26 protein-coding genes and 1 riboswitch are annotated in these 24,833 nt (G+C 44.9%); of the genes, 12 read left to right on the top strand and 14 right to left on the bottom strand.

Translation table 11 applies throughout. From position 1 onward, the window contains the following. Positions 1–3: 3 nt before the first annotated feature. On the bottom strand, positions 4–402 hold the full coding sequence (locus tag ACLSSO_RS12050) for a MarR family winged helix-turn-helix transcriptional regulator (RefSeq protein ID WP_413942949.1): 399 nt from the start codon (positions 400–402) through the stop codon (positions 4–6). 136 nt (positions 403–538) lie between these two features. Between ACLSSO_RS12050 and ACLSSO_RS12045 the strand changes: the two genes are divergently transcribed. Together ACLSSO_RS12045 and ACLSSO_RS12040 are read left to right on the top strand one after the other, a co-directional pair. Continuing rightward, entirely contained in the window at positions 539–865 is a 327-nt protein-coding gene (locus tag ACLSSO_RS12045; RefSeq protein WP_413942948.1) for a rhodanese-like domain-containing protein, read from the top strand. 30 nt (positions 866–895) lie between these two features. Next, on the top strand, positions 896–1,342 hold the full coding sequence (locus ACLSSO_RS12040) for a DoxX family protein (protein WP_413944824.1): 447 nt from the start codon (positions 896–898) through the stop codon (positions 1,340–1,342). On the opposite strand, the gene ACLSSO_RS12035 is transcribed toward ACLSSO_RS12040, so the two are convergent. Next, positions 1,334–2,407 carry an alkaline phosphatase D family protein gene (locus tag ACLSSO_RS12035; RefSeq protein ID WP_413942947.1) on the bottom strand — a complete coding sequence of 358 codons (1,074 nt, stop codon included), beginning with the start codon at positions 2,405–2,407 and terminating at the stop codon, positions 1,334–1,336. The genes ACLSSO_RS12040 and ACLSSO_RS12035 overlap by 9 nt on opposite strands. 108 nt (positions 2,408–2,515) lie before the next feature. Here ACLSSO_RS12035 and ACLSSO_RS12030 point away from each other — a divergent pair, with 108 nt between their 5' ends. Further along, on the top strand, positions 2,516–3,091 hold the full coding sequence (locus tag ACLSSO_RS12030) for a hypothetical protein (protein WP_413942946.1): 576 nt from the start codon (positions 2,516–2,518) through the stop codon (positions 3,089–3,091). A gap of 29 nt (positions 3,092–3,120) precedes the next feature. Here ACLSSO_RS12030 and ACLSSO_RS12025 read toward each other — a convergent pair whose 3' ends face one another. From ACLSSO_RS12025 to ACLSSO_RS12015, 3 genes are all read right to left on the bottom strand, one after another. Then, positions 3,121–3,405, bottom strand: a complete 285-nt coding sequence (locus ACLSSO_RS12025) for a hypothetical protein (RefSeq protein WP_295899934.1) — start codon at positions 3,403–3,405, stop codon at positions 3,121–3,123. Positions 3,406–3,564: 159 nt separating this feature from the next. Next, positions 3,565–4,731, bottom strand: coding sequence for a bifunctional 2-methylcitrate synthase/citrate synthase (locus ACLSSO_RS12020; RefSeq protein ID WP_413942945.1), 1,167 nt, complete (start codon positions 4,729–4,731; stop codon positions 3,565–3,567). A gap of 184 nt (positions 4,732–4,915) precedes the next feature. Next, a complete protein-coding gene (locus ACLSSO_RS12015) occupies positions 4,916–5,761 on the bottom strand; it encodes a LysR substrate-binding domain-containing protein (RefSeq protein WP_413942944.1) in 846 nt (281 codons plus the stop codon). Positions 5,762–5,879: 118 nt separating this feature from the next. Here ACLSSO_RS12015 and ACLSSO_RS12010 point away from each other — a divergent pair, with 118 nt between their 5' ends. From ACLSSO_RS12010 to ACLSSO_RS11995, 4 genes are all read left to right on the top strand, one after another. After that, positions 5,880–6,200 (top strand): hypothetical protein, encoded by a 321-nt coding sequence (locus ACLSSO_RS12010; RefSeq protein WP_295899939.1) that lies wholly within the window; start codon positions 5,880–5,882, stop codon positions 6,198–6,200. A 138-nt stretch (positions 6,201–6,338) separates the two neighbouring features. Beyond that, the gene (locus ACLSSO_RS12005) at positions 6,339–6,824 is read left to right on the top strand and encodes a hypothetical protein (RefSeq protein WP_295899941.1); all 486 of its coding nucleotides are present in this window, start codon (positions 6,339–6,341) and stop codon (positions 6,822–6,824) included. A gap of 73 nt (positions 6,825–6,897) precedes the next feature. Continuing rightward, entirely contained in the window at positions 6,898–7,677 is a 780-nt protein-coding gene (locus ACLSSO_RS12000; RefSeq protein WP_413942943.1) for an SDR family oxidoreductase, read from the top strand. A gap of 79 nt (positions 7,678–7,756) precedes the next feature. Beyond that, a complete protein-coding gene (locus ACLSSO_RS11995) occupies positions 7,757–8,173 on the top strand; it encodes a hypothetical protein (protein ID WP_413942942.1) in 417 nt (138 codons plus the stop codon). Here ACLSSO_RS11995 and ACLSSO_RS11990 read toward each other — a convergent pair. After that, complete coding sequence (locus tag ACLSSO_RS11990) at positions 8,170–9,189, bottom strand: lipoate--protein ligase (protein WP_413942941.1); 1,020 nt, start codon at positions 9,187–9,189, stop codon at positions 8,170–8,172. The genes ACLSSO_RS11995 and ACLSSO_RS11990 overlap by 4 nt on opposite strands. A gap of 114 nt (positions 9,190–9,303) precedes the next feature. Then, a riboswitch (guanidine-III (ykkC-III) riboswitch) is annotated at positions 9,304–9,370 on the top strand. 24 nt (positions 9,371–9,394) lie between these two features. On the opposite strand from ACLSSO_RS11990, the gene ACLSSO_RS11985 reads away from it, so the two are divergent. Beyond that, positions 9,395–9,730, top strand: a complete 336-nt coding sequence (locus tag ACLSSO_RS11985) for a DMT family transporter (RefSeq protein ID WP_413942940.1) — start codon at positions 9,395–9,397, stop codon at positions 9,728–9,730. A gap of 106 nt (positions 9,731–9,836) precedes the next feature. Then, on the top strand, positions 9,837–10,388 hold the full coding sequence (locus tag ACLSSO_RS11980; protein WP_413942939.1) for a hypothetical protein: 552 nt from the start codon (positions 9,837–9,839) through the stop codon (positions 10,386–10,388). 81 nt (positions 10,389–10,469) lie between these two features. On the opposite strand, the gene ACLSSO_RS11975 is transcribed toward ACLSSO_RS11980, so the two are convergent. Further along, positions 10,470–11,054: a TIGR00730 family Rossman fold protein gene (locus ACLSSO_RS11975; protein WP_413942938.1), complete on the bottom strand. Its 585-nt coding sequence runs from the start codon at positions 11,052–11,054 to the stop codon at positions 10,470–10,472. Between the two features lie 106 nt (positions 11,055–11,160). On the opposite strand from ACLSSO_RS11975, the gene ACLSSO_RS11970 reads away from it, so the two are divergent. Next, complete coding sequence (locus ACLSSO_RS11970; protein ID WP_413942937.1) at positions 11,161–11,529, top strand: hypothetical protein; 369 nt, start codon at positions 11,161–11,163, stop codon at positions 11,527–11,529. 28 nt (positions 11,530–11,557) lie between these two features. On the opposite strand, the gene prpB is transcribed toward ACLSSO_RS11970, so the two are convergent. The 4 genes from prpB to ACLSSO_RS11950 form a co-directional block, all read right to left on the bottom strand. Continuing rightward, positions 11,558–12,457: a methylisocitrate lyase gene (gene prpB / locus ACLSSO_RS11965; RefSeq protein WP_295899954.1), complete on the bottom strand. Its 900-nt coding sequence runs from the start codon at positions 12,455–12,457 to the stop codon at positions 11,558–11,560. A gap of 417 nt (positions 12,458–12,874) precedes the next feature. Next, on the bottom strand, positions 12,875–14,383 hold the full coding sequence (locus tag ACLSSO_RS11960; protein WP_413942936.1) for an MmgE/PrpD family protein: 1,509 nt from the start codon (positions 14,381–14,383) through the stop codon (positions 12,875–12,877). A 108-nt stretch (positions 14,384–14,491) separates the two neighbouring features. Then, positions 14,492–15,010 carry a hypothetical protein gene (locus tag ACLSSO_RS11955; protein WP_413942935.1) on the bottom strand — a complete coding sequence of 173 codons (519 nt, stop codon included), beginning with the start codon at positions 15,008–15,010 and terminating at the stop codon, positions 14,492–14,494. Then, positions 15,007–15,780, bottom strand: a complete 774-nt coding sequence (locus ACLSSO_RS11950) for an acyl-[acyl-carrier-protein] thioesterase (RefSeq protein WP_413942934.1) — start codon at positions 15,778–15,780, stop codon at positions 15,007–15,009. The genes ACLSSO_RS11955 and ACLSSO_RS11950 overlap by 4 nt, the downstream gene beginning before the upstream one ends. A 207-nt stretch (positions 15,781–15,987) precedes the next feature. Here ACLSSO_RS11950 and ACLSSO_RS11945 point away from each other — a divergent pair, with 207 nt between their 5' ends. Continuing rightward, on the top strand, positions 15,988–16,266 hold the full coding sequence (locus ACLSSO_RS11945; protein WP_413942933.1) for a helix-turn-helix domain-containing protein: 279 nt from the start codon (positions 15,988–15,990) through the stop codon (positions 16,264–16,266). 104 nt (positions 16,267–16,370) lie between these two features. Further along, the gene (locus tag ACLSSO_RS11940) at positions 16,371–17,009 is read left to right on the top strand and encodes a hypothetical protein (RefSeq protein ID WP_413942932.1); all 639 of its coding nucleotides are present in this window, start codon (positions 16,371–16,373) and stop codon (positions 17,007–17,009) included. Between the two features lie 8 nt (positions 17,010–17,017). On the opposite strand, the gene ACLSSO_RS11935 is transcribed toward ACLSSO_RS11940, so the two are convergent. From ACLSSO_RS11935 to ACLSSO_RS11925, 3 genes are read right to left on the bottom strand one after another with little or no spacing between them, the layout of a single operon-like run. Then, positions 17,018–19,816 (bottom strand): POTRA domain-containing protein, encoded by a 2,799-nt coding sequence (locus tag ACLSSO_RS11935; RefSeq protein ID WP_413942931.1) that lies wholly within the window; start codon positions 19,814–19,816, stop codon positions 17,018–17,020. Further along, positions 19,816–23,784 (bottom strand): translocation/assembly module TamB domain-containing protein, encoded by a 3,969-nt coding sequence (locus ACLSSO_RS11930; RefSeq protein WP_413942930.1) that lies wholly within the window; start codon positions 23,782–23,784, stop codon positions 19,816–19,818. The genes ACLSSO_RS11935 and ACLSSO_RS11930 overlap by 1 nt, the downstream gene beginning before the upstream one ends. Then, positions 23,781–24,830: a hypothetical protein gene (locus tag ACLSSO_RS11925; RefSeq protein WP_413942929.1), complete on the bottom strand. Its 1,050-nt coding sequence runs from the start codon at positions 24,828–24,830 to the stop codon at positions 23,781–23,783. The genes ACLSSO_RS11930 and ACLSSO_RS11925 overlap by 4 nt, the downstream gene beginning before the upstream one ends. Between the last annotated feature and the right edge of the window lie 3 nt (positions 24,831–24,833).

Raw genomic sequence — 24,833 nt, 5'->3', positions numbered from 1 at the left:
AATCTAAGAAGGCAATTTCTCTAAAAGTCTTTGAAACTCTTTGGCCTCGCTATTTGTAAAATACTGGCCAAAATGTTCTTCGATGGCGGCTTTATAATAGACCCAGGTTTCTTTCAGCGCTTTTTTTCCCGCCGGTGTGATGTGCGCATATTGGCCTCGTTTATCTTCAGCACACACTTCTTTTGTTAGAAGACCTTCCTGCCCGAGTTTTTCTACAGATCTTGTTAAAGCGCTTCGGCTGGTTACAATGCGATCGGCAATTTCACTGAGCCGCAATCGTCGTTCCGGGGAACGATATAAAACTAAAAGAACATCGTACCAATGAAGGGGAAGGACCCCTTTTCTTTGTTCCAGATCTTTTTCGATCTTTCTCAAAACAAGAGAATGGCGCCAAATTAACATTTCCCAAGCTTTTAGCTGATTTGCAGAGTTTTTATCATCCATGGTTATAGCATGCCATAAAATAGTTGCACATGCAACTAAATCTGGTATTCTCTAGATATTTGCACGTGCAACTAATTTAAAAAAAGGAGGCCTAATGGCCAATACGATTGATGTTCAAGAATTGAAGCAAAAGATCTCTCAAAATAAAACACTCACTTTGGTTGAGGCATTACCGTCGCAGTATTTTAATCAAGGCCATTTGCCAAATGCTCAGAATCTGCCTTTGGAAGTCACAGACGAAGAGATTCGTTCATTCCTGCCAAATCCAAACACGGAGATTGTCACTTATTGCAGTGGTCCCAAATGTCCTAACTCTATGAAGCTGGCTTTGCGCTTGAACTCTTTGGGATATCAAAAAGTATATGCCTTTGAGCAGGGTAAAGAAGGCTGGGTGAAGGCCGGAAACCATCTTGTAAAATAACTTGTAATAAAGGATGTAAATATGAAATCACTGATTTTAAAAACGTTGGCGACAGACAAAAGTTATACTGAATTTTTTTTAAGAGTGGCTCTCGGAGTCATGATTCTTCCTCACGGATTGCAAAAAACTTTTGGTGCCTTTGGCGGTTATGGCTACACAGGCACGATGCAGTTTTTTACGGAAACGATGGGAATTCCAGCACCTTTGGCATTTTTGGCAATCGCTGCTGAGTTTGCAGGAGGATTGGCTCTGATTTTGGGACTTGGAACTCGCTGGGCCGCGATTCTTGTTGGAACGGTTATGGCGGTGGCTCTTACGTCCCACGTGCAGAACGGTTTTTTTATGAATTGGTTTGGCAATCAAAAAGGTGAGGGCTGGGAGTTTCACCTTTTAGCGATTGCCATTGCTTTGGCTTTGGTCGTCCGTGGAGGTGGCGCTTACTCCACAGATCTCGCTGTCAGCAAAAAATTATCTTAGTTTTATTTCCACGGAGTTCGCGACTTCGTTGTTGAAGCCGCGAATCTCAACCAAAACTTTTTTCTTCGCCCAATCAATTGTCGCTAGGCCAAAGTTTTCTTTATTGTAGATCGGTCCGATGTAGTGGCTATCAGCATCGTTGTAGTTGTTGCCTTTATTGATCGAGCTTGAAGTGATGTCGTACAACGGACCATAAGACTGAATATCCACTTTCGCAATGGTCGCCAGATGACGATCGCCACTTAAGACAATCACGTTCTTTGCGCGCGTTTTTTTAAGAAGATCAAAAAAGCGCTGACGTTCATTCGGGAAGTTGCCCCATTTTTCAAACTTAGGATCGTTCGCAACAAGCTGGATGCTGCTCACGATAAAACGCACGTCCGCGGGGCGTTTTAGTTGCGCTTCCAACCATTCCCATTGGGCTTTTCCCAACATCGTGCCGTCTTCAGACGGAACATAGTCCATGGCTTTTCCTTCCATGCCGGGACGTTCTTTCAAGGGACTGCGATAGTAGCGAGTGTCGAGCATGATCACTTGCACGGATTTCTTTTTAGGACCGATGATTTTTGAATGGTAAACGCCACCTTGCTCTAACGGAATGGAGTTTCTCACGTAAGTCCAATAGTTCATAAAGTCTTTGCGAGCGCTGTCTTTACCTGTCCAATCAGCTCCGCCATCGCGTAAACCGAAATCATGATCATCCCATGTCGCCATAAAAGGAACTTTTTCGCGAACCGCGCGGTATTCAGGAATCAAATCAAGCTTGCGGTATTGTTCCGCGATAGGTTGTTGGGAAGGGCTGCTCGCATACACGTTGTCACCCATGAACAAAAATAAATCCGGATCTGCAGCACCAATATCTTTCCAAAGAGGCTCTGGCTTATCTTGATTCGCGCAGGAACCAAAAGCGATCTTCGTGAGCGTCTTTGAATAATCAATTCCACGGGCAGGCAAAGAAGAAACGTAAGTATCAACGCCATGGGGTTGCACAGGTGTTGATTCAGAAACTTTGGGAGTTTGCGCACAAGCCGTGAGCAATAAAGCTAAGAGCAATAACTTCTTCATGAAACCTCCAAATGCCGTAGCGCAGTTGCACTACCAAAAGTAAGTCCGTCCCCTAGAGGCGTCAATCTCAATATGAGACAGGCACGCACTTTGTATTGGATACTTTGTATGACAGATAAAATGCGTTTATTTTTACGAACAGCGGCTTTGGGATTTGTGGCGTTTGCGATTTTAGCAGCGGAACTCACTCTTGTTGGAGTTCAGCAGCGTTCTCTCGCAATGAGACAGCCGATAAGCGGCGTCTCTGTTTACAAAATGCCCAAGCGCCAAATGCTTGAGATGAATATGCAGTCCGCAAAACGCTGGGCGGAAAGATTGGATACGCAGTCTTTGCATCTTCTTGCGGTCTCGTCGATGAGTGGCTTTGATCGTTGGCGCCGTGGAGTTGATATTGACTCTATGAAAACTCAATACTCAAAAGATATGATCGCGCATTTAAAAGCGATGACTTCGATTCTAAAAATGCGTCGGGAAAAAGGTGGCTTTGCAAAGCTCCGAGAATTCGATTTTCAAAATATGATTCGCAAAAGTGATTATCTGCTTTCATTGAGTGTTACCAAGTCTTGCCTTGAACACTTAAGCAAAGAAGAAGACTCCATAGAAACTGTTCGCGAAGTTCTAGCGTCTTACAATCAAGAACGCATGCAATTCGATCACAAAATGATTTCCATTGCCGAAAACTAAAAGGGCGCTGAGAGCGCCCTTCCTAAAAACTAAAAACATTTTTTTCTAGCGAAAATCGATGTCGACGAAGCGTGAGCGCGGGCTACGACTTCGCCGTCAGCAAAAACTTTATAGATAACACCGTCATCCGTTCTTGTGATCGTGCCTACATAGCCCTGATCCGCATGGAAGCTTGAACCACAAGCCATGTTCACCATACCAAGAGCCCACTGGCTCGGAGTTGGAAAATCCAAAGACACAGTGGCTTCACCGACTTGAGCGGAAGCATAAGATCCGACAAATATTGCAGCCATAACAATTAACTTTTTCATCATATGATCTCCATTGTTTTGAATTGTGGGCTTAACTAAATTCAAAACCGGAGGGATGTCAGGTTTTATTCTTGAAAGAATCATTCGAATAAGTTTTGCGAACGGCAAAAAAAAGCCCCTGCATTCGGCAGAGGCTTTTCAAGCTCATTGCTAAGTAATTTCCTATTTGCGTTCGCTGAGAGGAGTTACTTTACGTTGTTCAGCACCCACGTACTCAGAAAGAGGACGGATGATGCGGTTGTCAGCAGCTTGCTCCATGATGTGAGCAGACCAGCCTGTTGTACGAGCCATCACGAAGATCGGAGTAAAGAAGTCGATCTCAAAGCCCATCATGTAGTAAGCAGGACCCGCTGGGAAATCCAAGTTAGGGTAGATTTTTTTCTTCTCAACCATAACTTTTTCCAACGCAGAGTACATCTGCATCCATTTTTGCTCGCCCGTCACATCAGCCATGACTTGTGCGTATTTTTTCATAGTTGGAACGCGAGAGTCGCCAGAGCGGTAAACGCGGTGACCGAAGCCCATGACTTTTTTCTTTTGAGCAAGGGCATCAAGCATCCACTGTTCCGCTTTTGCAGGATCCGCGATCTCTTTCATCATGTGCATAACCATTTCGTTCGCACCACCGTGCAAAGGACCTTTCAATGCACCGATACCTGCTACAGTTGCAGAGTAGATATCAGATTGAGTTGAAGTCACAACACGCGCTGTGAAAGTAGAAGCGTTGAAGCTGTGTTCAGCGTAAAGGATCAAAGAAACGTCGAAAGCCTTCACAACTTCTTTTTGTGGAACTTTACCAAAGCACATGTGGAAGAAGTTTTCAGCGATAGACAAATCCGCTTTTGGTGGAATGAAATCCAAACCTTTTTTGAAGCGGTAGTCAGCAGCAACCATAGTTGGGATTTTTGCCAACAATTGAATCGCTTTGTCCATGTTTGTCGCCGGAGTCGCATCCCAGATACGAGCGTCTTCAGTTCCCAAGAAAGAAACTGCCGTACGGATAGAATCCATCGGGTGACATTTTTGCGGAAGAGCTTTGATCACATTCAACAAAGTTGTAGAGATCTCACGGTAGCCGCGCTCTTTTTTCGTGAAGTCAGCAAGTTGAGAAGCGTTTGGCAACTCACCATTGTAAAGCAAGTAAGCCACTTCTTCGAAAGAGCAGTTTTCAGCCAAGTCTTGAACTGGGTAACCACGGTAGATCAAAGAATTTGTATGAGGGTTTACTTTAGATACAGAAGACGTATCCATAACAACGCCTTCAAGACCCTTTTTCACGTTCATTTTTTCTGGTTCTGGAACGTAATCTGGATTGATATATTCAGCCATTTTTCCTCCGAAGATGGGTACGCCGTACCTTTTCGAAGTGCGGCGCGTAATGTATGTAAAAATGAATGGTTCAAGCTAGCTTGGGGTTTGGCATCGGTCAATAGATGGACAGCGCAAAAGCGACTTTGCTTGGCGCGGCGAAAATCGCCGTTCGACGACGGGTGGGGGAACGAGGACCTAAGACCTAAGAATCCTGAAGGGATCTTAAAAGCCATTGCTGGAGCGTCGGCGCCAGTTGTTGATGTTCTTTACGCGCGCGCGACCACCAAAGACTTAAATGATTATTTTTAATTCCTTGAAGTTCCGAGAGCGAGACCTCAACGATTTCTTGAGCGCGAAGCTCTTTTAATACCGCCAACCGAGGAACAAGACTCCACCCATAACCTTTAGCGACGGCAGAGCGAATACCGATCAGGTTATCAACACTGACCGAGATATTTTCCATTCTCTCCGGAAAGTTTAAAAACTCTTCGGCATTGATGTCTATGTGTCGCACAAAACTTTTTTTACGAAGAGCTTGAAGCAGTTTTTCGTCTTTAAGATTTTTAAAGTCTTTCTGCCAGGTTTTGGGAACGATCACGATCCATTCTTCCGGAAGAATTTTTTTATACGCAATCAGCGGGTCCACAGGTGCTCCACAAGTAATAATAAAATCGCACGTGCCCTCTAGAAGCTCTGTTTCAAAATGACGGTTCGGGGTGAGAATCAACCAATTGTATTTGTGGCCGGTGTCGCGATTTAAGCAAGCAGAGTAAGGCACAATCACTTGTTCAGAAAGCCACATGCTGGTGCCGATTCGCAATTGCGGTTTGGTATCCAACAGGCGCTGCTGGGAAATCAAAGTGTCTTCCGTCCAGCGATTCACTAAATGACCTTTGGCCGTCAACACCCAACGGCCTTTGATTTTTTCCAGCAATTCATGTTCAGCGGCAATTCTTTGAACCTTTCTGACTAAAGCAGAAGGGTCTAGATTAAGACGTGCCGCCACGTCTCTTAAGGAAGAGCCATCGCGGAATTCTAAAACAACCAAACAATCATCTAGGGGAATTTGAAAAGCCATAATGTTGACGAAAAGTAAATTTGATAGTGCATAAAAGTCAACAGCCAAAGACGGCAACGCCCGCTAAGGTGAGGTCCTAGGAGGATCCATGAAGATATTTATTCCGGCTTTTGCGGCCATTGTACTCATGATGTCAGGTTATGAATCTCAAGCGGCCATAGCTTGTGTTCCGGGAGACTGTTGTAATGGCAGACCCTGCGGAAGCAACCCAAATCCCAACCCGCCAAGAGGCCCGGATTGCCCACCACGTGGAGGACGCCCCTTGTTTTTAAATGTCAAAGTCAGCGGCACGTGCTCCAGCGTTCAGGTTCAGGATTGTTCAGCTTGTGCCTCTTACGCCAACGCGTGCACTGAGCACCATGATAAAGCCGGCGATTTTGTTGGTTACGCCTGCGTCTATTGCCAGTAGTGTAAGCGAACAAGCGGCCCCTCTTCGTCATGTGCCTAAAATGTTAGCGATTTTTTTGGCCTAAGTAGCCTCAGTTTGAGTTCTCCAGGGAATGAAGGTTGCTTTTATTCCTGGCGAACTCATTATCAGGAGGCGTTTATGTTTAAGAAGGTGATTTTACTGCAGTCTTTGATTACGTTGTTCGCTCAGGGAGCTTGGGCCGAGACAATGATTTTCCACGGAACTGTGGCTGCTCGCAAACAATGTGCTGACACAGGCGGAGTTTTTGCGACGGATTTGGGATGCAAAAAATTGTCTTTAAACCAAAGAGCCTGCGCGGTGGCTTTGAATGTGAGCCAAGGCGAAATCCAAACGATGCAAGTGGAAGTTCCAGAAGCTTTTAACACAGGTGATGCCCGCAAAGCTCAATACACGGTTTCTGTGACGAAGCCTTATCTTTATCGCGACGGTTTCCATGCCTATATGTTGAAGATGGACAAAGAGTCTTCCATCGAAGTGAAAATCGCCAGCAACGGAACGGGAAAAGTCCTGGCTGCAAACATGTACTTTGACCACGAATTTGCCAAAGACGGAACTCGTACTTACAAACAATATGAGTGCCGCAATCTGAAAAGAGTCAAATAAGATGAAATCACTCCTAAAGTAAGGAATGATATTGAGAAGTGATAGACTTCAAATATCTGACTTGGGGGAGTGAATGAACTCTTGGAGCTTGCAAGGTAAAACAGCAGTCGTATGTGGCGCTTCGGGCGGTATCGGTGAAGCGTCCGCGAAACTTTTAGCTGAACGAGGCGCACGAATTCTTGCATTAGCAAGAACGGAAGAAAAATTAAAAGCTCTTCTAAGTTCTTTGCCTGGAGAAGGACACAAAAGTTTTGTCATCGATCTTGCAAACACCGACAAACTTCAAACCGATATTCTTCCGTTGCTTCAACAAGAGTCCGTGCAAATTCTCCTCAACAATACCGGCGGCCCCAAAGGCGGGCCTTTGCATGAAGCCAATATCACTGAATTTGAAATTCCTCTGCGTGCGCATCTGATTGCGTCTCATCTTCTGGTGCAGACGCTATTGCCTTCCATGAAGAAATCTCAATACGGGCGAATCATTAATGTGATTTCGACCTCTGTCAAAAATCCGATTCCAGGTTTGGGAGTTTCAAATACCATCCGTGGTGCCATGGCGAACTGGTCAAAAACTTTAGCCGGAGAACTCGCGCCTTTTGGTGTGACAGTAAACAATGTTTTGCCTGGCTACATCCGCACCGACCGGCTGCGTTCTTTGATGGGCTCTTCAGCGACAGCCACACGAACCTCTGTTGAGGCGGTCGAAGAAAACTGGAAGAAAACAATTCCCGCAGGAAGAATCGGGGAGCCACAAGAAATGGCGGAGGCGATTGCATTTTTAGCGAGCCCTGCGGCTTCGTATATTAACGGTATTAATCTGCCTGTCGATGGGGGAAGAACTCCGTCACTTTAACAAAGTCTTGTGAGATTACAGGTTGCGATTGTTTCAGAGAGACCGAAAATAAAAAAAGGTTTCAAACCAAGGAGCCTTTATGAATCGTCGCAACTTTTTAGGGACCTCGGTTAAAATTTTGGCCCTCTCTTTCGGTGCAGCCATTTTAGACGCCTGCGGTGGCAGTTCAAAAAGCATAAACAACAGCAGCGATCCGGAAGAAACAAATCCTCCCGGAAAAACTCCAACTAAACCGGGAGCGAGTTGTCTGAAAAGCGGAACGGTTGTCGATATACAGCAAGTGCATGCGACGAACCACACACTGGTGATTCCAATTCGAGATATAAACGCGGGCATGGATAAGATTTATGTTCTAGAAGACAATGGAAGCGGTCACACGCATACTGTAGTTATGACCGCTGGTGATTTTAAGAGACTGCGAAACAATGAAGGTGCTATGGAGTTTTCCAGTTTTGATGGCGATCACAGCCACACTGTCACAGTGACCTGCATTTAAATTTCGATCTGGCGGCAGAGCCACTGTTCGAGCTCTGTCAGTCCCGCAGAAAGATCGGCAAACTTTTCGCGGGCTTTTGCAAGAGCTTGGCGAATTGTTTCGCCGCGATACGCTTGACCTCGCATACTCATAGTTAAATCTTCAATCAATTGCGGATACAGGCAATCGGTGAAGATCTTAAGTTCTTTGATAACTCCATCTTCAACTTGGAATTGGAAATCAAAGAAACCGAGTGACAGATACTCGTCCATCTTATGATTGAATTCCAAAGTATTTCCGTACAACCATTCCCACGAGCTTAAGGTGTCGTACTGAGCTTTTAGCTCTGGAATGCGTTTTAAGCTTTCCATCGTCAAAGATTCGATTTCGGCTTTGGCATCGTAAAATTCTTCAAAAGCGGCGACCATGGTTTCAACAATTTGATCGTGCTTGATGTTTGCAGAAACTTCGTTGAGGTTGGCAACGCGCGCACGCACAGACTCTTTGCCTTTGGCTTGCAGCTTCTTAGGATTCGGAGTCAGGTAATTTCCAAGACGCGTGAGATCGGTGTGCAAAAGCAAAGTTCCATGATGAAACGCACGGTCTTTCTTTTCCCGATAAGCACTGCCGCTAAATTTGCGGGGGCCATCATGGAATGGAATCAGTAAATCATTTCTTCCGGAAGCTTCACCTGTGATGCCGAAGTTTTTAAGTGCATTGAAGATCACTTGAACATTGTTGTCGCGCTTATAAGCCTCTTTCGGCGATAAGAAAGTGAAATTCGTATTGCCCAAATCATGAAATACAGCGCCACCGCCAGTCGTGCGACGGGCAAGGTGAACATTGTCGTTTTTCATTTGTGCAAGATTGCACTCAGACCATGGATTTTGATTTCTTCCGATGACCACCGTCTCTTCATTTCTCCACAGGAAAAGAACTTGTTGAGAAGGATCGAGGTTGTGAAAGATCCATTCTTCGGTGGCAAGATTAAGATGAGGATTAAAACTATCTGAAAGAAAAACTTTGAGCTTTTGCATGAGCGAAACCTATTCTTGCAGCGAGCGTTGGTCAAGGAACGAGACATCTAAGAGTATATATTCGTTTAAGGCCGGAACCTTGACTTTTTTTCGCGCTTAGGGCTTAAATAGAGTCTGTATTTCATTCTTTGAAATGCCCGGACGATGTGCGACGTACCCGGTTAGGACAAGACGACGCTTTTTTCTAATAGAAAGGAGTGTTGGTATGTCTAACACAGTAGCATGGATTCTCTTATCAATTGCCGGTCTTCTTGAAGTCGGTTGGTCTATCGGTCTCAAATATACAGAAGGTTTCACAAAATTAAATGCCAGTATTTTTACTCTCGTGGCTTTGGCGGGGAGTATGTTTTTGCTCGCGCGCGCGGCGACCGTTTTACCTATTGGAACGGCTTACGGAGTGTGGGTGGGAATTGGTGCTTTGGGGGCTGCGATCTTAGGGATTATTCTCTTTAAAGAAGCGGCGACTCCGGCGCGGTTGTTTTTTTTAGGGTTGCTTTTGGTCTCTATTATCGGACTGAAAGTCACCTCGGGCTCCCACTAAGAGAGGCATTTTTTACCATTCCTGGGGCGCATATATAATGTCGCTTTATTCATTTCATTGTCTAAGTGTTTCTTTGTATAAGACGCCCATACAAAAGGAAGTATTTATGAAACACTTAGTAATTGCTCTTTCATTGTTGGTATCAACTTCGGCTTTTGCGAAAAACCAAGATATCGAAAAACGTGTTCGTTACGCTGCGGATCTTTTGGCTTCTATTGCTGAAGGTTCTCAAGAGTACAAAGTCACTCCAGGTGCGGATGTTAAAAAAATCTTATTCGAACTTGCGACAAATGAAGGAATGGTTGAAGACCAAAAAGACTTTGACGACCATTGGGAAGCGACAACCAAAAATGCCTGGGGTGTTGACGAAATGTTGTGGGCTGAAGAAGACCGCGGCGGCGCTTATAGCTACATCGAAAACTCTTTAGAGAACGCTTTGGAAGAAGGCGAGCAATCTGAACAAGACAAAATCAAATTTGCCGATGGCACTTTAAAATTGAATAAAGCTTTCAATGTTCTTCGCTCTATCAAATCCGTAAAATACGGTGTGGCCCCCATGGGCGCCGTTCAGTGTGGTGTGACTTTCCCGTCATTAATGATTTTGGACACTGAAAACGGTGTTGTTCACCAAATCATCATGGAAGGTTCAGGCTGCTAATAAAAAACACAGCCGTTAGAAAGAAAAAGCCAGTCGGGAAAAATCTTACTGGCTTTTTTATTTTCATAGCTATCAAAAATTTTAGGTTTGTGACGGAGACCGAATCCACTTAGGCACATCCAGCGGCTGGTAAGTGGAAAACTTCTGCAGCAGTTCTTCTGATGAATTCGCGAAAACGACCAGGTCTTTGTATTGTTCACGAATAAATTTTTCTTCAATACCTTTGTTCACAAGTTCTTTAAGAGGTTTGTAGTAATCCAGCACATCTAAAACGCCGATGGGTTTTTGATGTAGTCCCAGTTGTGACCAAGTAACAATCTCACAAAGTTCTTCAAAAGTTCCAAAGCCTCCCGGCAAGGCAATAAAGCCATCAGAAAGTTCGGCCATCAAAGCTTTGCGCGAGTGCATAGAATCAACAATACGTAAATCGGTGAGTCCGTGGTGAGCCACTTCTTTGGTCATCAAAATTTTTGGAATCACGCCGATGACATGCCCACCATGGGCAAGAACTTCGTCGGCAACAGCGCCCATAAGGCCTACACTAGCGCCGCCATAGACCAAGTTGATTTTATTTGCTGCCAAATTTTTTCCCAAGTTTCGTGCGGCAGTCATATACTCGGGCTGAGCGCCAGCACTGGAGCCACAAAACACACAGATGCTTTTCATAAAAACCTCTTAGTTATTAAAATGACAAAATCCCGGGAAATGTCAACGCCACCGAAATCCATTGCCTTTTTAAAAGACCTTGTTTGAGATATGAAAAGGGGTCGCCATGAAGATCAATGTGATTCGATCATTTTTAGTCCTGGAAGCCGTCGTCTTTTTTCTGGCGGCTCTTTTCCATTTCGGTATTCTGACAACCGGCTATGAACACCAAAAAGCGGGGACCGCCGAAACCGTCATCGGTGGTGTTTTAACATTAGGATTGATTCTAAGTTTTTTAGCTAAAGAGTGGACTCACAGACTCGCGATGACGGCGCAAGGATTTGCACTGTTGGGAGTTTTCGTGGGAATTATCATGATCACCATAGGTGTCGGCCCAAGGACTCCGCCGGATGTTTTAATTCACATGCTCATGGTGATTTTGCTGCTTTTGGGTCTCATGACCACGCACAGATACAAACGTCTTCTTCAGAATTAAAAAGGGAGGCTGATGCCTCCCTTTTTTCTTACTTCAAGGTGAAGTTAAAAATACTAGTGTCAAAAGAGTTGTACTCGTCATAACGAGAAAGCGCATACAAGTCTTTACGAGTCTGCATCTTATCCAAAAGACCTTCTTGAGTCCCTTTAGTTTTGATCTCGTGAAGACCTGAAACAGTCGCACCCATCGCGAGACGGAATGTTGTCACAGGGTAAATCACGATATTGTAACCAAGGTTAGAAAGCTCTTCATAAGTGTAAAGGCGGCCTTTACCGAATTCCGTCATGTTCGCAAGAAGAGGAACTGAAACTGCCTTACGGAAAGTTTCAAATTCTTTTTCATTCTCAAGAGCTTCAGTGAAGATGCAATCCGCTCCTGCATCAATATAAGCTTTCGCACGATCAATGGCTTTATCAATACCCTCGACAGCACGCGCATCGGTGCGAGCAATCAAAAGGAAATTTTCATCCAATTTTTTACCACGAGCTGCCGCCGCCACTTTGCGAGTCGCTTCATCACGAGTCACAAGAGCTTTCCCATCAAGATGACCACAACGCTTCGGATTGATTTGATCTTCAATATGGCAACCCGCAAGTCCCATCTCAATCATCTCTTGCACAGTACGAGTCGCCGACATCGGCTCACCAAATCCAGTGTCGATATCAATAATAGTAGGCAGCTTCGTCGTACGAGAAATCTGACGACCACGCTGAGCGACTTCAGTCAAAGACGTCAACCCAATATCAGGATACCCAAGATCATTAGAAAGAACCGATCCTGAGATATAAACCCCATCAAATCCTTCTCTTTCAATAGCCATACTAACAAGCGGCGACCAAGAACCCGGGAATTGAAGTAGTTTTCCAGATTTTAAGGCTTCACGAAAATTTTTACGCTTCTGAGCGGGAGTAATTTCTGGGAATAACACAGTATCCTCATCTTTCCTCACGACCCGCGTGGCTTCGGTAGTCGTGAATCAGTTATATTTTTCTAATTCAAAGATAAGCATTCAAAAACTTAGAATGCACATCTCTCAATTGGCCCAAGTTTCAAGATCGGTTTTGTGACTCTTAAAGATTTAACTCTGAAAGATCACCAGCATCGTATCACTTTCTAACGTGAGTGTGTTTTCAAAAGAACGAAAGAAACGTGATTTGTAGACCGAGAACGTTGGGGGAGGAGCGGAGGGAGTCCTTTTGGCAACTCCCGAAGCAGGCCTCCGCCAAGCGTGATGCGTTCGACCGCTGAAAGCGGGCGATGGCGGCGAGCTCAAGGAAGAGCGCGCCGGCGTAGCGGAGCTTGCCAAAAGGACTCCCTCCGCTTCTCCCGCACCGAGATCTCCGTCCTAGAAGATCCCTTTATTATCGCGTTTGTTGTTAACAAGCTTGTCGATAGGAATCTGAACGTTCAACTGTTGAACTTCTTCAGCAGTCAAAGATTCAAGACGCTCAACAAGACCGATGAAACGATCACGTTCTTGTTTCGTGATAATCCCTTCAGTCAAAGTATCGAACTTACGGATGTAGTCAGCACGTTTGAACGGACGAGCCCCCGCTGGATGCGCATCAGCCACACCTAGTTCATCAACGATTTTAGAACCATCTTTCATCGTAATTTCTACGCGGCCACCGAAGCGTTTTTTATCTGGATCTGTCTCGTGGTACCAAGCAGTCCATTGTTTGTCTTCAACAGTAGAAATTTTGTGCCACAAAGCCACAGTATCAGCACGTTTCGCGCGCTCTGGAGCGTACGAGTTAACATGGTGCCAAGTTCCATCTTGAAGAGCCACTGCGAAGATGTACATGATCGAGTGATCAAGAGTCTCGCGAGATGCATTTGGATCCATTTTTTGTGGATCGTTCGCACCAGTACCAATCACGTAGTGAGTGTGGTGAGAAGTGTGGATCACGATATTTGCGATATCGTCGAAGTTTTTGATCATTGGCTTCATTTTACGAGCCAAGTCGATCAATGCTTGAGATTGGTACTCCGCAGAGTGTTCTTTTGTGTAAGTCTCAAGGATTGCGCGTTTTTCTTCGCCCACTTCTGGAAGTGGAACTTCGTATTTTCCGTTTTTACCAGAAAGCATGTAAGCGATAACTGAATCTTCACCTTCGTAAATCGGAGATGGAGCACCTTCGCCACGCATAACACGGTCTACAGCTTCTACTGCCAACTTACCAGCGTGTGCCGGAGCGTAAGCTTTCCAAGAAGAGATTTCACCTTTACGAGATTGACGAGTCGTGAAAGAAACGTGAACCGCTTGTTGAACCGCTTGGAAAATAATTTCAGTTGGAAGAGACAACAATGTACCGATACCCGCAGCTTGAGCAGGGCACAAATGAGCGATATGGTCTTTTTTGTATTCGTGTAAGCAGATCGCTTTTACTAGATCAACGTGAACTTCGTAACCAGTCACGATACCTTTAAGAAGTTCTTTACCGTTTTTACCCATTTGTTGAGCAACCGCCAAGATAGCTGGGATGTTGTCACCAGGGTGAGAGTAGTCAGCAGCCAAGTAAGTGTCATGGAAATCCAATTCACGAACGGCAGTACCGTTTGCCCATGCAGCCCACTCACAGTCAAATTTTTGATCGTTTGGCATACCGAATACAGTCGCACCATGAGCGCGAGGATGCGCAATCGCCATCGCACGAGCTGAAGCTACAGGACGACGGTTTGCTGCTGCGATAGCAACGGAAGCATTGTCGATGATACGGTTGATAACCATATCAGTAACGTCAGCTTTGATAGGTGCATTGTCAGAAGCGATTTCAGCAATTTTCCAAGCAAGTTGGTCTTTGCGATCAAGCTTTTCTTTAGAAGGATAAACGCGAACTGTGTGTTTCTTCATGAAAGGTCCTTTCAGGGGTTAAAAATAAAACAACTGAACCTAACTTGGGCCTCTGAAAGGGTCAAGAATCAGACGGGGAGAGTCCGCTTCACTCAGTGCGTCGCGGGGCTACTCCCAACCGTTTTTATCATGAAAGTCAGGTTGAGAAGCCGCATGGCGAAGCGACCAATAGCTTTTCTCGCCACCTAAAAACTCCACCACCGCCGTTAACCCCACAATACGGGGATTTAATGGCTGAGAGCTGTTCACCTCAATTCGAAAGAACGCTTCATTCTTTTCGGAGCTGCGCTCTTTCAGACGCACGGTGATATCCGAGGAAGACTTCATACCTTCACGGTAATTGCTAAAACTATAAGCATTCCAATTGCCGTTCGGTGAGCAATTGATCTCGAGATAGGGTTCATTTTTATCACGAGTTTCAGAGACAAAAACCTCAAGGCAGGTGCTCTGCCAAAGGCCGTCTTCACGGGATTCAATGACTCCCGGGGAAGGCCACACAATATGTTCAAGAGGGCCGGTGATTTTAAATTCAATCGTCAAAGTCGTGGGTTTTGTCTGAAAGCAGTCGGCTTCAATGGAAAACTGACTCGTGCGGTTCGTAGAATGAAACGGAATAAGATTTTTCATGAACGTTTCTCCCACTCCAGCGTTGCTGTAAATAGAACCTTATCGTCACCGACGCGGGCTCCTTTGTAGTTCGTTGTTCCTTGAGAATTATTGTGAACATCGGGCGATTGCAGACTGCGATCAATCTGAACTTTATCTCCCAAGTGAGTTTCTGCCAAGAAATTGACCGAGTAGGACTTTAACAGCAAAGACTTGTGGTACTCATAAGGAATAGCGTCCAGAATCCACTGGGCGTATTTCGTGTTGTTCACGTGTTGATTGATATCCAAGTCAGAGTTACGAACACGGTACTTGGCGAGCTTTTCGTATTCGCCAGCCACGGGAATTTTTTCGGGTGTCAGACCTGAAGAACGTTCATAAGTTAAATGATCCCAGTCCCGAAGGTTCTGCGCAGGAAGAATTTTTTTAGTTTGGCGATCCAAAGCCAACCACGAAGTTGCGCAAAGCCCGATCTCCTTGTCGTTCTCGTTCAAAATAGCAAACTCCCGTGTCACAAAAGCGCCCTCAGGTGGACGCAGCCACGTTTGTACTTTGATGTTCTGGCCGAATCGAGGCCATTCCTTCATGTGCAGAGTTTGGCGGGTCAACACCCAATAAAGGCCTTCTCTTTCCATATCTTGCATTCCAAAACCTAAGCGCTCGGCGTGCATCCAGGCGGTCTCCTGGATAAGATTGAGAGTGCCATAAAGTCCCAGGCGTCCCAGCGGATTCACTAGCAAACTTGTAATGTGATACTTTTCTGTCCAGAGGGCATATTCCGATTTGCTCATGCACCTATGATTCCATATTTCGTGCGCGAAAACATGAAATAACTCGTATCTCAAACATAGAAATTGCAAAAAAACAGGAAGTAATTTAGACCCAAACAATGTATACTGTATTTGTTTAGAGGCGTGAAAAACGAAAAACCTTCAAAGCAAATACTTGTCACGTTCCCTTGGTTGTGTTTAAGCTAATTATTATTAGGTGGATTGCACATGAGACAAAAAAATATGTTAGCAGATTTTTTAAAGCAGAAACGTGTAGCAGCAGGTCTTTCTCAAAGAGACGTGGCTGACAAATTGGGATACTCAACTCCTCAGTTTATTTCTAACTGGGAAAGAGGAGTTTCTCATCCTCCAATCAACGCTCTTAAGAAGTTGGGAGAGCTTTATAGAGTATCAGCTGATGATCTTTTTGAGGTGACACTCAATGCGACGGTTCAAGAGGTAACTCAAGATCTTCGCCGCAAATTCGCAAGCAGCAAAGCTCGCTAATTTATACCAGTTTGTAGAGTTAAATTTGGAACGAGCTCCAGTTATGGCGCTCGTTTTGTTTTTTTGGCAGATGAATTCGAAATTTTCTTTTGCAAGGTGAATTGGTGAGAACGAAACTGTTTAAAGCGTTAAGCGAAGAGCTTTGTTCGTTTATTGAACAAGAGGGGATGGCGGTTCGTCCTTATAGTCATCCGAGATTGTCCTATTTTCAACAGCTGACAGAAGAAGGCCAACAAACTGCCATTGAAACCCTGCAAAACTATCTTGAGGTCTGTCGGTCCGTCTATAAGGAAAACCACAGTCTCAAAGACTCGGCATTCTTGGTTCAAAAAGGTTTGGAATATTTTAGTTATCAATGCCATCCGTCCATTTTCGAAATGGTGGAAAAAGAAAGTCGTGTTGTTGAGTTTTATACGCCTCAGAACACGCAGATTTTCAGAACAATTAACTATTTTGAATTCGCCAGTTACACAATCGAAGACCTTTACTGTCGTCCTTGGAATCATCTTTATATCCGCGATGAAGAAATCGATAATCTTTTAATTCAAGGAGTAGGGGCTGTCCTTACCAAGGCTGCGGGACCCGAGGGCGTTTTGGTCCCAAATCAACATTTACTGACTGAGAAAGCTTCTCTTGAAAGAGTGACTATCACCGTTGATGGAGTTCATCTTTTACCTTTAATGCAAAAAGAGGCCGTTGAGGGTTTTGCCTGCATTATTGATTGCCGTCCTCTTTTATACTAAAAAATTTTTTAGAAAGTTCCGATCGACAGATGGAAGCGCCAAGGTTCTTCCGTTGGGCGCGCGTCTAATTTCCAAGCCCATTCCAAGCTCAAAGGTCCTACCGGCGTATTATAGCGAATACCGAATCCCGCAGAATCACGATAGCTGTCTTGGAAATGCAAACCCTGAATTTGCACGGAGCCACCGTCATAGAAAACAGCTCCGCCCAAGTTTCCGTAAATAGGAAAACGAAGTTCTGATTTCACCAGATACATTGTGGAGTCAGTTCTAAGGTAATAAGTGGAATCATTCGGACCGATTCCTAGATCCGTGCGATTCGGAAAGACTTCTTGAGTTCCAGCTTCGTAACCACGAATTGTTGATTGGCCTCCCAAAGTGAAACCTTTTTTATCCCAAGGAACGCCACCGTTATCGCTTAAGTTTTTTAAGTAACCGCCGCGCACCTGATTCGCCCAAACAACGGGTTGCATTTTATAATGCGCCACTGTCCAGTAATGCGTGAAACTTAAAGTGCTGCGCCAGAATTCAATCGTGCGCGTGCTGCCTAGGTCCGGAGACGAATACTCCGCACTCCAACGCGTGAAAGTTCCTTTGGTCGGATTAAATGGATTGTCGCGGAAGTCGACATCTAAAGTCGGTCCTGTTGTCGCGATATCTTGCGTGATCGAAGGGAACTTGTCTTCCAAGCTGTAGTCTTTGATCGTCGCTAAAGACCACAGATCCCAGATACCCAAGACATGGGACGTGAAATCCTTTTCAAGCGAATAAGTTGTGGAATTCACTTCGGTGATTTTACGAAGATCATAATCAGTCACAGTTTTAGATCGCGCTAAATTAATACGACCGCGAACACGCGTGCCGAAAATATAAGGCTCTAAATAGCCTAGGATGATGCGGCTTTCGAGAAACTTGATATCCGCGACATTGTAGTTTCCTTCCAGACGAACAGAAACTCCGCGACCGGTTCCCCACAAATTGCGATAGGCCACACCCAAGTAACCGCGCAAAGTCAGCGTTCGTTCATTCGTTGCACCGCCCCCGATCGTGAAAAGGCCCGGCTCTCTTTCAGAGACTTTCACTAAAACCGTGCGATTAGCGACGTTGGTTTTTTCTTCCAGAGTGCGGATTTCAACAGAGCTAAAAAATCCTGTGCGCTGCAGGCGAGCGATGGACTCTTCAACTTTGCTTGGAGTGATGAGATCTCCTTGCGTGAACTCTAACTCTTTTTGAATCACATAATCTTTGGTGAAGTTATTACCTTCTAAAATAATAGAGGCTGCGCGAACCTGAGGTCCTTCAAAGATTTTAAAATGCAAAGACGCTTTGGTATTTGTCTCGTCATAAGTGACCAGATCTTCTTTTTCATTGAGCAGAATCATCTCGATATAGCCACGCTCATGGTAGAAGTCTTTAAGACGGCCGATTGATTCCTCGATATGGCCTAAACGCAACGGCCCCGCGCGCAGACGAGTGACTTTAAGAAGCTCTTCATTGCTAAAAGAAGAATTCCCGGTGAACTCCACCGATTCAACAACCGTCAAAGGTCCCTCATCCAAGTTCACGTAAATAGTGACAGCGTCTTTGTCCTTATTGTACTGTGTGCGTGAAGACAGCACTTTGGCTTGCAAAAATCCGTTGTTCTGGAGTTCCAAAACCAAGTTCTTAATTCCTGTATCGACATCGTCTTTATTGTAATAACGCTCGCTAACGACTGGGGAGCTGTGTTTTTCAATAAATTCCGCATAGTAACTTTCGCTCTTGCTAAAGCGGCCCGTAAAATTAATTTTCTGAATCTTAACGCGAGGGCCTTCGTTGATTGAAAAAGTCACTTTGCGCTCAAAGCGATTCTTTCCTTCGGTTTCTTCAGCTTTTACCTCAGCGCGGGCATAGCCTTGCGCCAGGTAGTAAGCGCGAATTTTCTGTCCAAGCTCCGTGCCCACGGCAGGGTTGCCCGAATAAAAATTATCCAAATCCAAAGCCTTTTCAACGTCCCGGATTTTGAGGATCTTGACGCCTTGGTATCCTTGATAGTCAAACGTATAGCTTTCCGTTTTATCAATGCTATAGAACAGAGTCACCTGAGACTCGTCAGCACTAAACTCTGTCGTAGGGCCCGTGATATCCGCACGGATATAGTGGTTGGAGCGCAAGTAATCGCGCGCTTTTTTATTCACTTCAGAAAGAGTGTTGTCCGTAAACGGATCATTCAAATACTTGCTGAGTTTTTTTGCCAGAGTTTTATTCAGTTCTACATTCGCACTTTGTAAAACGATGTTATGGATTACGGTTTGCTTGTTTTCCGTGATCTTAACGGCCACGCCAACCAGGTCTTCGTTTTCGGGAGGCATTTCAATATCGACAATGGCATTATAGTAGCCGCGTTCTTTATAGGCCTGACGAATTTTTTCCGCACCTTCAATTAAGTTCTGCTGATCGAAAACGTCTCCATTTTTGACACCGAAAATATTTTCAACTTCGGTGTCAGGAATTCCTTTGTTGCCGAAGAATTTCAAATTCGTCACCCGGCGGGTTCTTAGGAATTCCATACGATACGGACTGCCGTTGCCGTCATCCATGACGCGGATTGAAGTGAATTGAGGTTTCAATTGTAAGAAGCGAATCACTTCGTCGATTTGTTCGAGTGTTAGCTTTTCTTTTTCAACTTGCGGAAATCTTTTTAACAATTCCGTTTGAATCTCGGGCGGAAGATTTGAATACTTCAACATCTTCTTCGCCCAGCCCGGAAGGGGAGCGGCCAAAGCACTGGTTAAAAGCAAAAGAGATAAAAGGGTTCGAGAACGGAACATTATTTGAACTCCCTCTTAAACTCAAGATCCAAACCGAAGATGCTTTGCGCCTCCGGTTGTGTGGATTGCAAAGTCGTGTTGTCTTCGATACCACGATTTTCAAAAGAACCGATGGCTGTCCAATTGTTGTTGATAAAATATTCCAGTTTTAAGTCGTAAGACTGCGTATCACGAACAGGACGACTTCCTGAAACTTTCACGCGTTCTGAAAGACGGCGGCTGACAGTGACCTTTGGAACACTGATGTTGCGAGTGGAGTCGTATTGTGAACCCACTTGTAAGTTAAATCCTGTCGCACTTTCAAAAGCCTTGCCGATCGGTTTTGCCAACACCGCGCCACCGATTTCAAAACCCAGTTGCTCTGCTTGTTGGCGCGACTGAACGTTTTGATCCATCGCCGAGGATGTTACGCCCAGTGCAATCAATGAAATAATATCTTGTTCTGGTAAAGGAGGCACACTCGTTAAGCGAATGGTCAGGTTTTTTGAAGGTCCCTGCGCCAAAAGCGAAATATCGTAGTCGTTAATGCGCGACTGAGCCGTAATATAAAGATTTGGATTGATCTGATCAGGATCATTAAACTCAATAACACCATTTTGGATGTCGAAAACTTTATCTTTAAAGATCAGTTTGGATTTCTTTTCCATGTTGATCTTTCCAAGCAAGATCGGATTGCTTGGGGCCCCTTTGACTTGCAAGTGACCTGACACTGAGCCATCGATAAGGGAGTTCTTCACAACAATATTGCGATCCAAAATCAACTGTAGATCTAAAAGAATCGGTTCAAAGTGACTCTCACGAATGACTTTCGGAAGATAAACGCTTTGTTTAACTCCGGCGACGCCGCCCTCTTCCGTAAATTCTTTTTCAACCAAAGCGCTGCTGACGTGGAAAGTTCCCGAAAGTGTGAATGGGAACCAACGGCCCGAAAAGAGCAGATCGGCATTTCCACTGCTGCGAACTTTGTCAGGCACATTGAAGGTGACATTGTCCATGCGCAGACGAATGGATGTCGGAATGTCGCGAATGCCGTTGATTAAAATGCCACCGTCACCTGTCAAAGTTCCGCCAGCAATATTGGCGCGAATCGAATTCACCAGAACTTTGCTTTGCGAGAAGACCACTTCCATCGAAAGGCGCTCAAGCGGGTGAGGAAAGCCCTTGAGTTTTAGGAACGCATTTTCTGTATTGAGATTTCCCAAGATCTCAGGTTTTTTAATGGAACCAGACACCGTTGTCGAGGCATGCAGAGTTCCACCTAGATCATCTAAGAATGGCATAAAGATTTGCAAAAGGCGGATGTCCATCTGCGCATTCACGGCCACATTCAAGTCCTCGGCCGTGAAGTTTTCACCTTTGACGACCAAGTTGTTGTTCGGGCCTTCCAGGTGAAAATTTTTAATATCGACGACGCCATTGTTGCTGGTGATATCAATGGGACCATTTTTATTGGAAGTCGAAAGCGTCCCGCGTTTTAAAGCGAATGTCTGGATATGAATCTTTCCCGATGACTTAAAGAAGTCTCCCGTATCTGCACGCAGATCCACTGTGGAAGTCAAAGATGAACTGTACTCACTGGCAAGATTGGCTCCGCCGATAAGGCCCAGCAGGGAGGAGTAATTCCAATTATTGGTCTTCATCTTCACTAGCAAAGGAGCTTTGCCTTTTTCAAACGGCAGTTGGAATTCCCCTTGAACCTTGTCACCGAAAAGACTGAGCTGCGCGCCAAAGCTGTTGCGATTTAAAGTGAGAATGAAATTCGAATTAGGAATCTCCTGGTCCTCAAAGTAAGTATCCGTCACGGCACCTTTGATCATCACCTGAGGATTTTTAACGGAGTCTTTAAGTTCCGCTGCAAAGTTTAAGTTTCCAAGAATATTCGAATTGATTTTGCTAATGATGTCGGATTCTTCAAGCTTCCAGTTTTTTCCATCAGCATAAAGATTCATCACCTGCTCAGAGCTGATACCCCCTTGAACCGCTAAAGTGGCATTGCCTTTTTGCAGAAGGACCTTATCGGTTTTGATATTTCCGTTTTGCGCTGAGACGTTGAAGTTAAGAATGTCGAAATTTTCAGGACCGATCATCACGTTTTTAAACGCAGACTCCAGATTGTAATTCATTTTCCAAAAGTTCAAAGGACCGTGCACGCGCGCCTTCGCGGCACCGATACCCGCAACATCCACTGGGAATTTATAAATGCGCGCAAAAACCAAAGCGATGTCGTTAAGATCCGCTGTCGGTGCACTGAATTCGCCGCCCAGGGTGTTGTGATTCAAATCCACTTTTAAATCGCCTAAATACTGAGTTTTATTAACGGCCCCCGCGATATCATCAAAATACAGCGTGCCTCCGCGGTATTTGAGATTGCTGATCAAGTTTCCTAATGCGAAATCCTCGAAAATAAAATCGCGGGCATTCAGATTCATATCAAAGATCGCTGCGGCAGAGTCCCCTGAGGTAGATCCTTCGATGCTTGTTGAACCTTCGAGTTTTAGATTTGCCAGATTTTTTATATTTTTAAGTTCCAGTTTTTTGGTTTTAAAATTGATCTTAAAACCTTTGCTAAAATCAATCACGCCGTCACTGTTGCCAGTGCTCGTGCCAAGACTCAAAGCCGCCGCATAACTCACAGCTTGAGGGGTGACTTGCACCTGACCTTGAGCACTCATTGAATCCAGATTTAAAATAGCTAAATCTTTGGGTTTCATTCCAGATTTCACCCAAAGATTCTGTGCTGAGATCGATGCGCCTGTGCAAGTCACCTGGAAGTGTGGATAAATTTGCCCTGCACAAGGAAGTTCTCCTTGAAGTTCTGCTCCCACAGGAATGTTGTTTAAATCCAAAGACTGAAACAGCTTTTGCAGATCCAGAGCAGGAACACTGATTTTTGCTTTGAACTCGTAATCATCACGCAAAGAAATCTGCGATTTTGTAACAGTCGCATCACCTGCCGGATGTTGAACTTTAACTTCCGAGAAAGTCACGGTGCGATCTTTATATTCACCCTGAATACGAGCATCGCCGATTTCAAATTTATCGACCACCAAAGAGCGCGTCGTAATATCGGCTTTGCCACGCAGGTTTTCTAAACCGTCGAAACGAGTTTCTACATCCAGATTCACTTCGCCGGAAAGCCCTGGCAGTTTCATTTGTGGACGGGCTTTTTTAAGTTCCTTGTGAATATCAGCCAGGTTGATGCGACCTGAAATATCTAAAAGCCCTGAGGGCTTAATCATGATTTCGCTAAAACGAGTGAGTTCACCGCGGGCTAGGATTTCAGATTCGTCGAAACGTGCGCCCAGTTGAATGATGCGCAAGGATTGACGGGTCAAATACAAGTGCGCGTCTAATGATCCTTGGAAGCTTCCAAAACTTCCCAACGTTAAGGCCACAGCCGGAACATCGACTTTCGCAGTGATGTTCTTTCCCATGTTCGTTAAAAGAAGATCACCACTTTGAACAACGGTGTCCAATTTCAAATCTTGCGAAGTCACGCGAAGCTGGATGTTTTGCAAAAAGACTCTTTGCAGCGGCAGCTTTTCAAGCTGATTGAAAAGAGCATCCATTGGAAGCTCTTTCGGGGGAGTGTCGCTTTTTAAAAATGGATCGATATTCAATTCCACTTCCGGTGAGTCAATGATCACCGCTGAGAGAGTCACACGACCGCTGAGGAGATGAAAGAAGTCGACAAAAACACGAACGCCGCCGATATGAATTTTCTTAAGCGGTTCGGCCAGTTCATCTTTGCCTTCGATATCAATACCTTCTAAAGCCAGCGAAGGTTTAAAAAGTTTTAGATTTAAATTCTGTGCGCGAATGCGGACGGGGAGTGAGGAATCCGAATACGTTTGGATTTTATTCAGTGCCCACGATTCGATCTTAGGTCCGATCACCATGGAGCCCAAAATCCAAAGCACTAAAAATCCCGCAAGAGGCGTGATTAAAATCCAGAACGCTCGCTTCATTGACCGCTCCAGATGCTGATCAAAGCACTTGCCGCACGATAGTGAGGACGAGAAGCCATCAGGCCTTCCATCACTTCAATAGCCGTGTGCTTTTGGCCTAAGCCCCACAAAGCTTGTGCGCGCAAATAAGCGGTCGCAAAAAAAGTTTCCGGTTCATGCGCGAGCAGAACTTCAATGCGCGCCAGTTCATTCAGTAGTTCAATAAAACGACGGCACTTCAACAGCACTTCCAGGCGGAACCACAAAAGGGACGTTGTCTCTTCGCTGAAAGAAAGAAGTTCTAAAGCCGTCTCGTAGCTTTCAAGCATGAAAGCGGCCACTGCAAAATCAAAAGACATCTCTGGATTTTGTTCGGCGTGCTCAAGCAAACTTTGCATCAAAGCTTCTAAAGCTTTTTCCACTTCAGGATCTTTCGGAGCAAATTCTTCGGTGTTGATGGTGCGTGCCTTCGGAGAACGACGCTGCAAAATCTCAAGAGCATAACGCTGTTTGTGTTCGTTTACTTCCTTGCGAATTTCAGAATCACCGGGATAAAGTTTTTGCAAACGCGCGAGAAGATTTTTTTCCTGTTCATAAAGCTGCTGTGTGCGCAGAGTGATCAACTGCTCTAACAAAAGTTTTTTGTTGTTCAGATAATCTTTATGAATTTTATATTTGCGATTGCTGCGCCATTCGCCAAGCTGCTCGATATTTTTATTAAGCGCTTGTGATCTGGCGGCTTCAGATTCTGCGTTGTCTTCTTCGATGCCTTCGATCAAAGCTTTCAAAGTTTTTTCATCAAGCTCCGCACCAATCATTCCTAAAGCTTCAAGGAAGTACGGCCAAGGAATAGGGAAGTGTTCATTCTCGACATAGCGAAGAACAAAGTTCACAAGCTTGATGGGATATTTTGCTTTCAAAAGAAAGCGACAAAGAGAGTAGATATTATCTTGAGTGAAATGATCTGGAGATGCTTCAAGATGTTGAATAAGGCGCTCGCCCACCTGATCAAGATCATCGATCTCATTGAGTAAATTTTGAATTTCTAACTCAATATATGTGGACAAAGA

It is taken from the genome of Bdellovibrio sp. HCB-162 (genome assembly GCF_047344985.1).
Lineage (GTDB): Bacteria > Bdellovibrionota > Bdellovibrionia > Bdellovibrionales > Bdellovibrionaceae > Bdellovibrio.
Note: the sequence above shows the minus strand (reverse complement) of the source record. Positions and strands in the feature narration are given on the sequence as shown.

What these genes read in the sequence shown, in the direction of transcription:
- ACLSSO_RS12050 (WP_413942949.1), bottom strand. Translation starts at nt 402, where the DNA reads ATGTTAATTTGGCGCCATTCTCTTGTTTTGAGAAAGATCGAAAAAGAT.
- ACLSSO_RS12045 (WP_413942948.1), top strand. Translation starts at nt 539, where the DNA reads ATGGCCAATACGATTGATGTTCAAGAATTGAAGCAAAAGATCTCTCAA.
- ACLSSO_RS12035 (WP_413942947.1), bottom strand. Translation starts at nt 2,407, where the DNA reads ATGAAGAAGTTATTGCTCTTAGCTTTATTGCTCACGGCTTGTGCGCAA.
- ACLSSO_RS12030 (WP_413942946.1), top strand. Translation starts at nt 2,516, where the DNA reads ATGACAGATAAAATGCGTTTATTTTTACGAACAGCGGCTTTGGGATTT.
- ACLSSO_RS12025 (WP_295899934.1), bottom strand. Translation starts at nt 3,405, where the DNA reads ATGATGAAAAAGTTAATTGTTATGGCTGCAATATTTGTCGGATCTTAT.
- ACLSSO_RS12020 (WP_413942945.1), bottom strand. Translation starts at nt 4,731, where the DNA reads ATGGCTGAATATATCAATCCAGATTACGTTCCAGAACCAGAAAAAATG.
- ACLSSO_RS12010 (WP_295899939.1), top strand. Translation starts at nt 5,880, where the DNA reads ATGAAGATATTTATTCCGGCTTTTGCGGCCATTGTACTCATGATGTCA.
- ACLSSO_RS12005 (WP_295899941.1), top strand. Translation starts at nt 6,339, where the DNA reads ATGTTTAAGAAGGTGATTTTACTGCAGTCTTTGATTACGTTGTTCGCT.
- ACLSSO_RS12000 (WP_413942943.1), top strand. Translation starts at nt 6,898, where the DNA reads ATGAACTCTTGGAGCTTGCAAGGTAAAACAGCAGTCGTATGTGGCGCT.
- ACLSSO_RS11995 (WP_413942942.1), top strand. Translation starts at nt 7,757, where the DNA reads ATGAATCGTCGCAACTTTTTAGGGACCTCGGTTAAAATTTTGGCCCTC.
- ACLSSO_RS11990 (WP_413942941.1), bottom strand. Translation starts at nt 9,189, where the DNA reads ATGCAAAAGCTCAAAGTTTTTCTTTCAGATAGTTTTAATCCTCATCTT.
- ACLSSO_RS11985 (WP_413942940.1), top strand. Translation starts at nt 9,395, where the DNA reads ATGTCTAACACAGTAGCATGGATTCTCTTATCAATTGCCGGTCTTCTT.
- ACLSSO_RS11980 (WP_413942939.1), top strand. Translation starts at nt 9,837, where the DNA reads ATGAAACACTTAGTAATTGCTCTTTCATTGTTGGTATCAACTTCGGCT.
- ACLSSO_RS11975 (WP_413942938.1), bottom strand. Translation starts at nt 11,054, where the DNA reads ATGAAAAGCATCTGTGTGTTTTGTGGCTCCAGTGCTGGCGCTCAGCCC.
- ACLSSO_RS11970 (WP_413942937.1), top strand. Translation starts at nt 11,161, where the DNA reads ATGAAGATCAATGTGATTCGATCATTTTTAGTCCTGGAAGCCGTCGTC.
- ACLSSO_RS11960 (WP_413942936.1), bottom strand. Translation starts at nt 14,383, where the DNA reads ATGAAGAAACACACAGTTCGCGTTTATCCTTCTAAAGAAAAGCTTGAT.
- ACLSSO_RS11955 (WP_413942935.1), bottom strand. Translation starts at nt 15,010, where the DNA reads ATGAAAAATCTTATTCCGTTTCATTCTACGAACCGCACGAGTCAGTTT.
- ACLSSO_RS11950 (WP_413942934.1), bottom strand. Translation starts at nt 15,780, where the DNA reads ATGAGCAAATCGGAATATGCCCTCTGGACAGAAAAGTATCACATTACA.
- ACLSSO_RS11945 (WP_413942933.1), top strand. Translation starts at nt 15,988, where the DNA reads ATGAGACAAAAAAATATGTTAGCAGATTTTTTAAAGCAGAAACGTGTA.
- ACLSSO_RS11935 (WP_413942931.1), bottom strand. Translation starts at nt 19,816, where the DNA reads ATGTTCCGTTCTCGAACCCTTTTATCTCTTTTGCTTTTAACCAGTGCT.
- ACLSSO_RS11930 (WP_413942930.1), bottom strand. Translation starts at nt 23,784, where the DNA reads ATGAAGCGAGCGTTCTGGATTTTAATCACGCCTCTTGCGGGATTTTTA.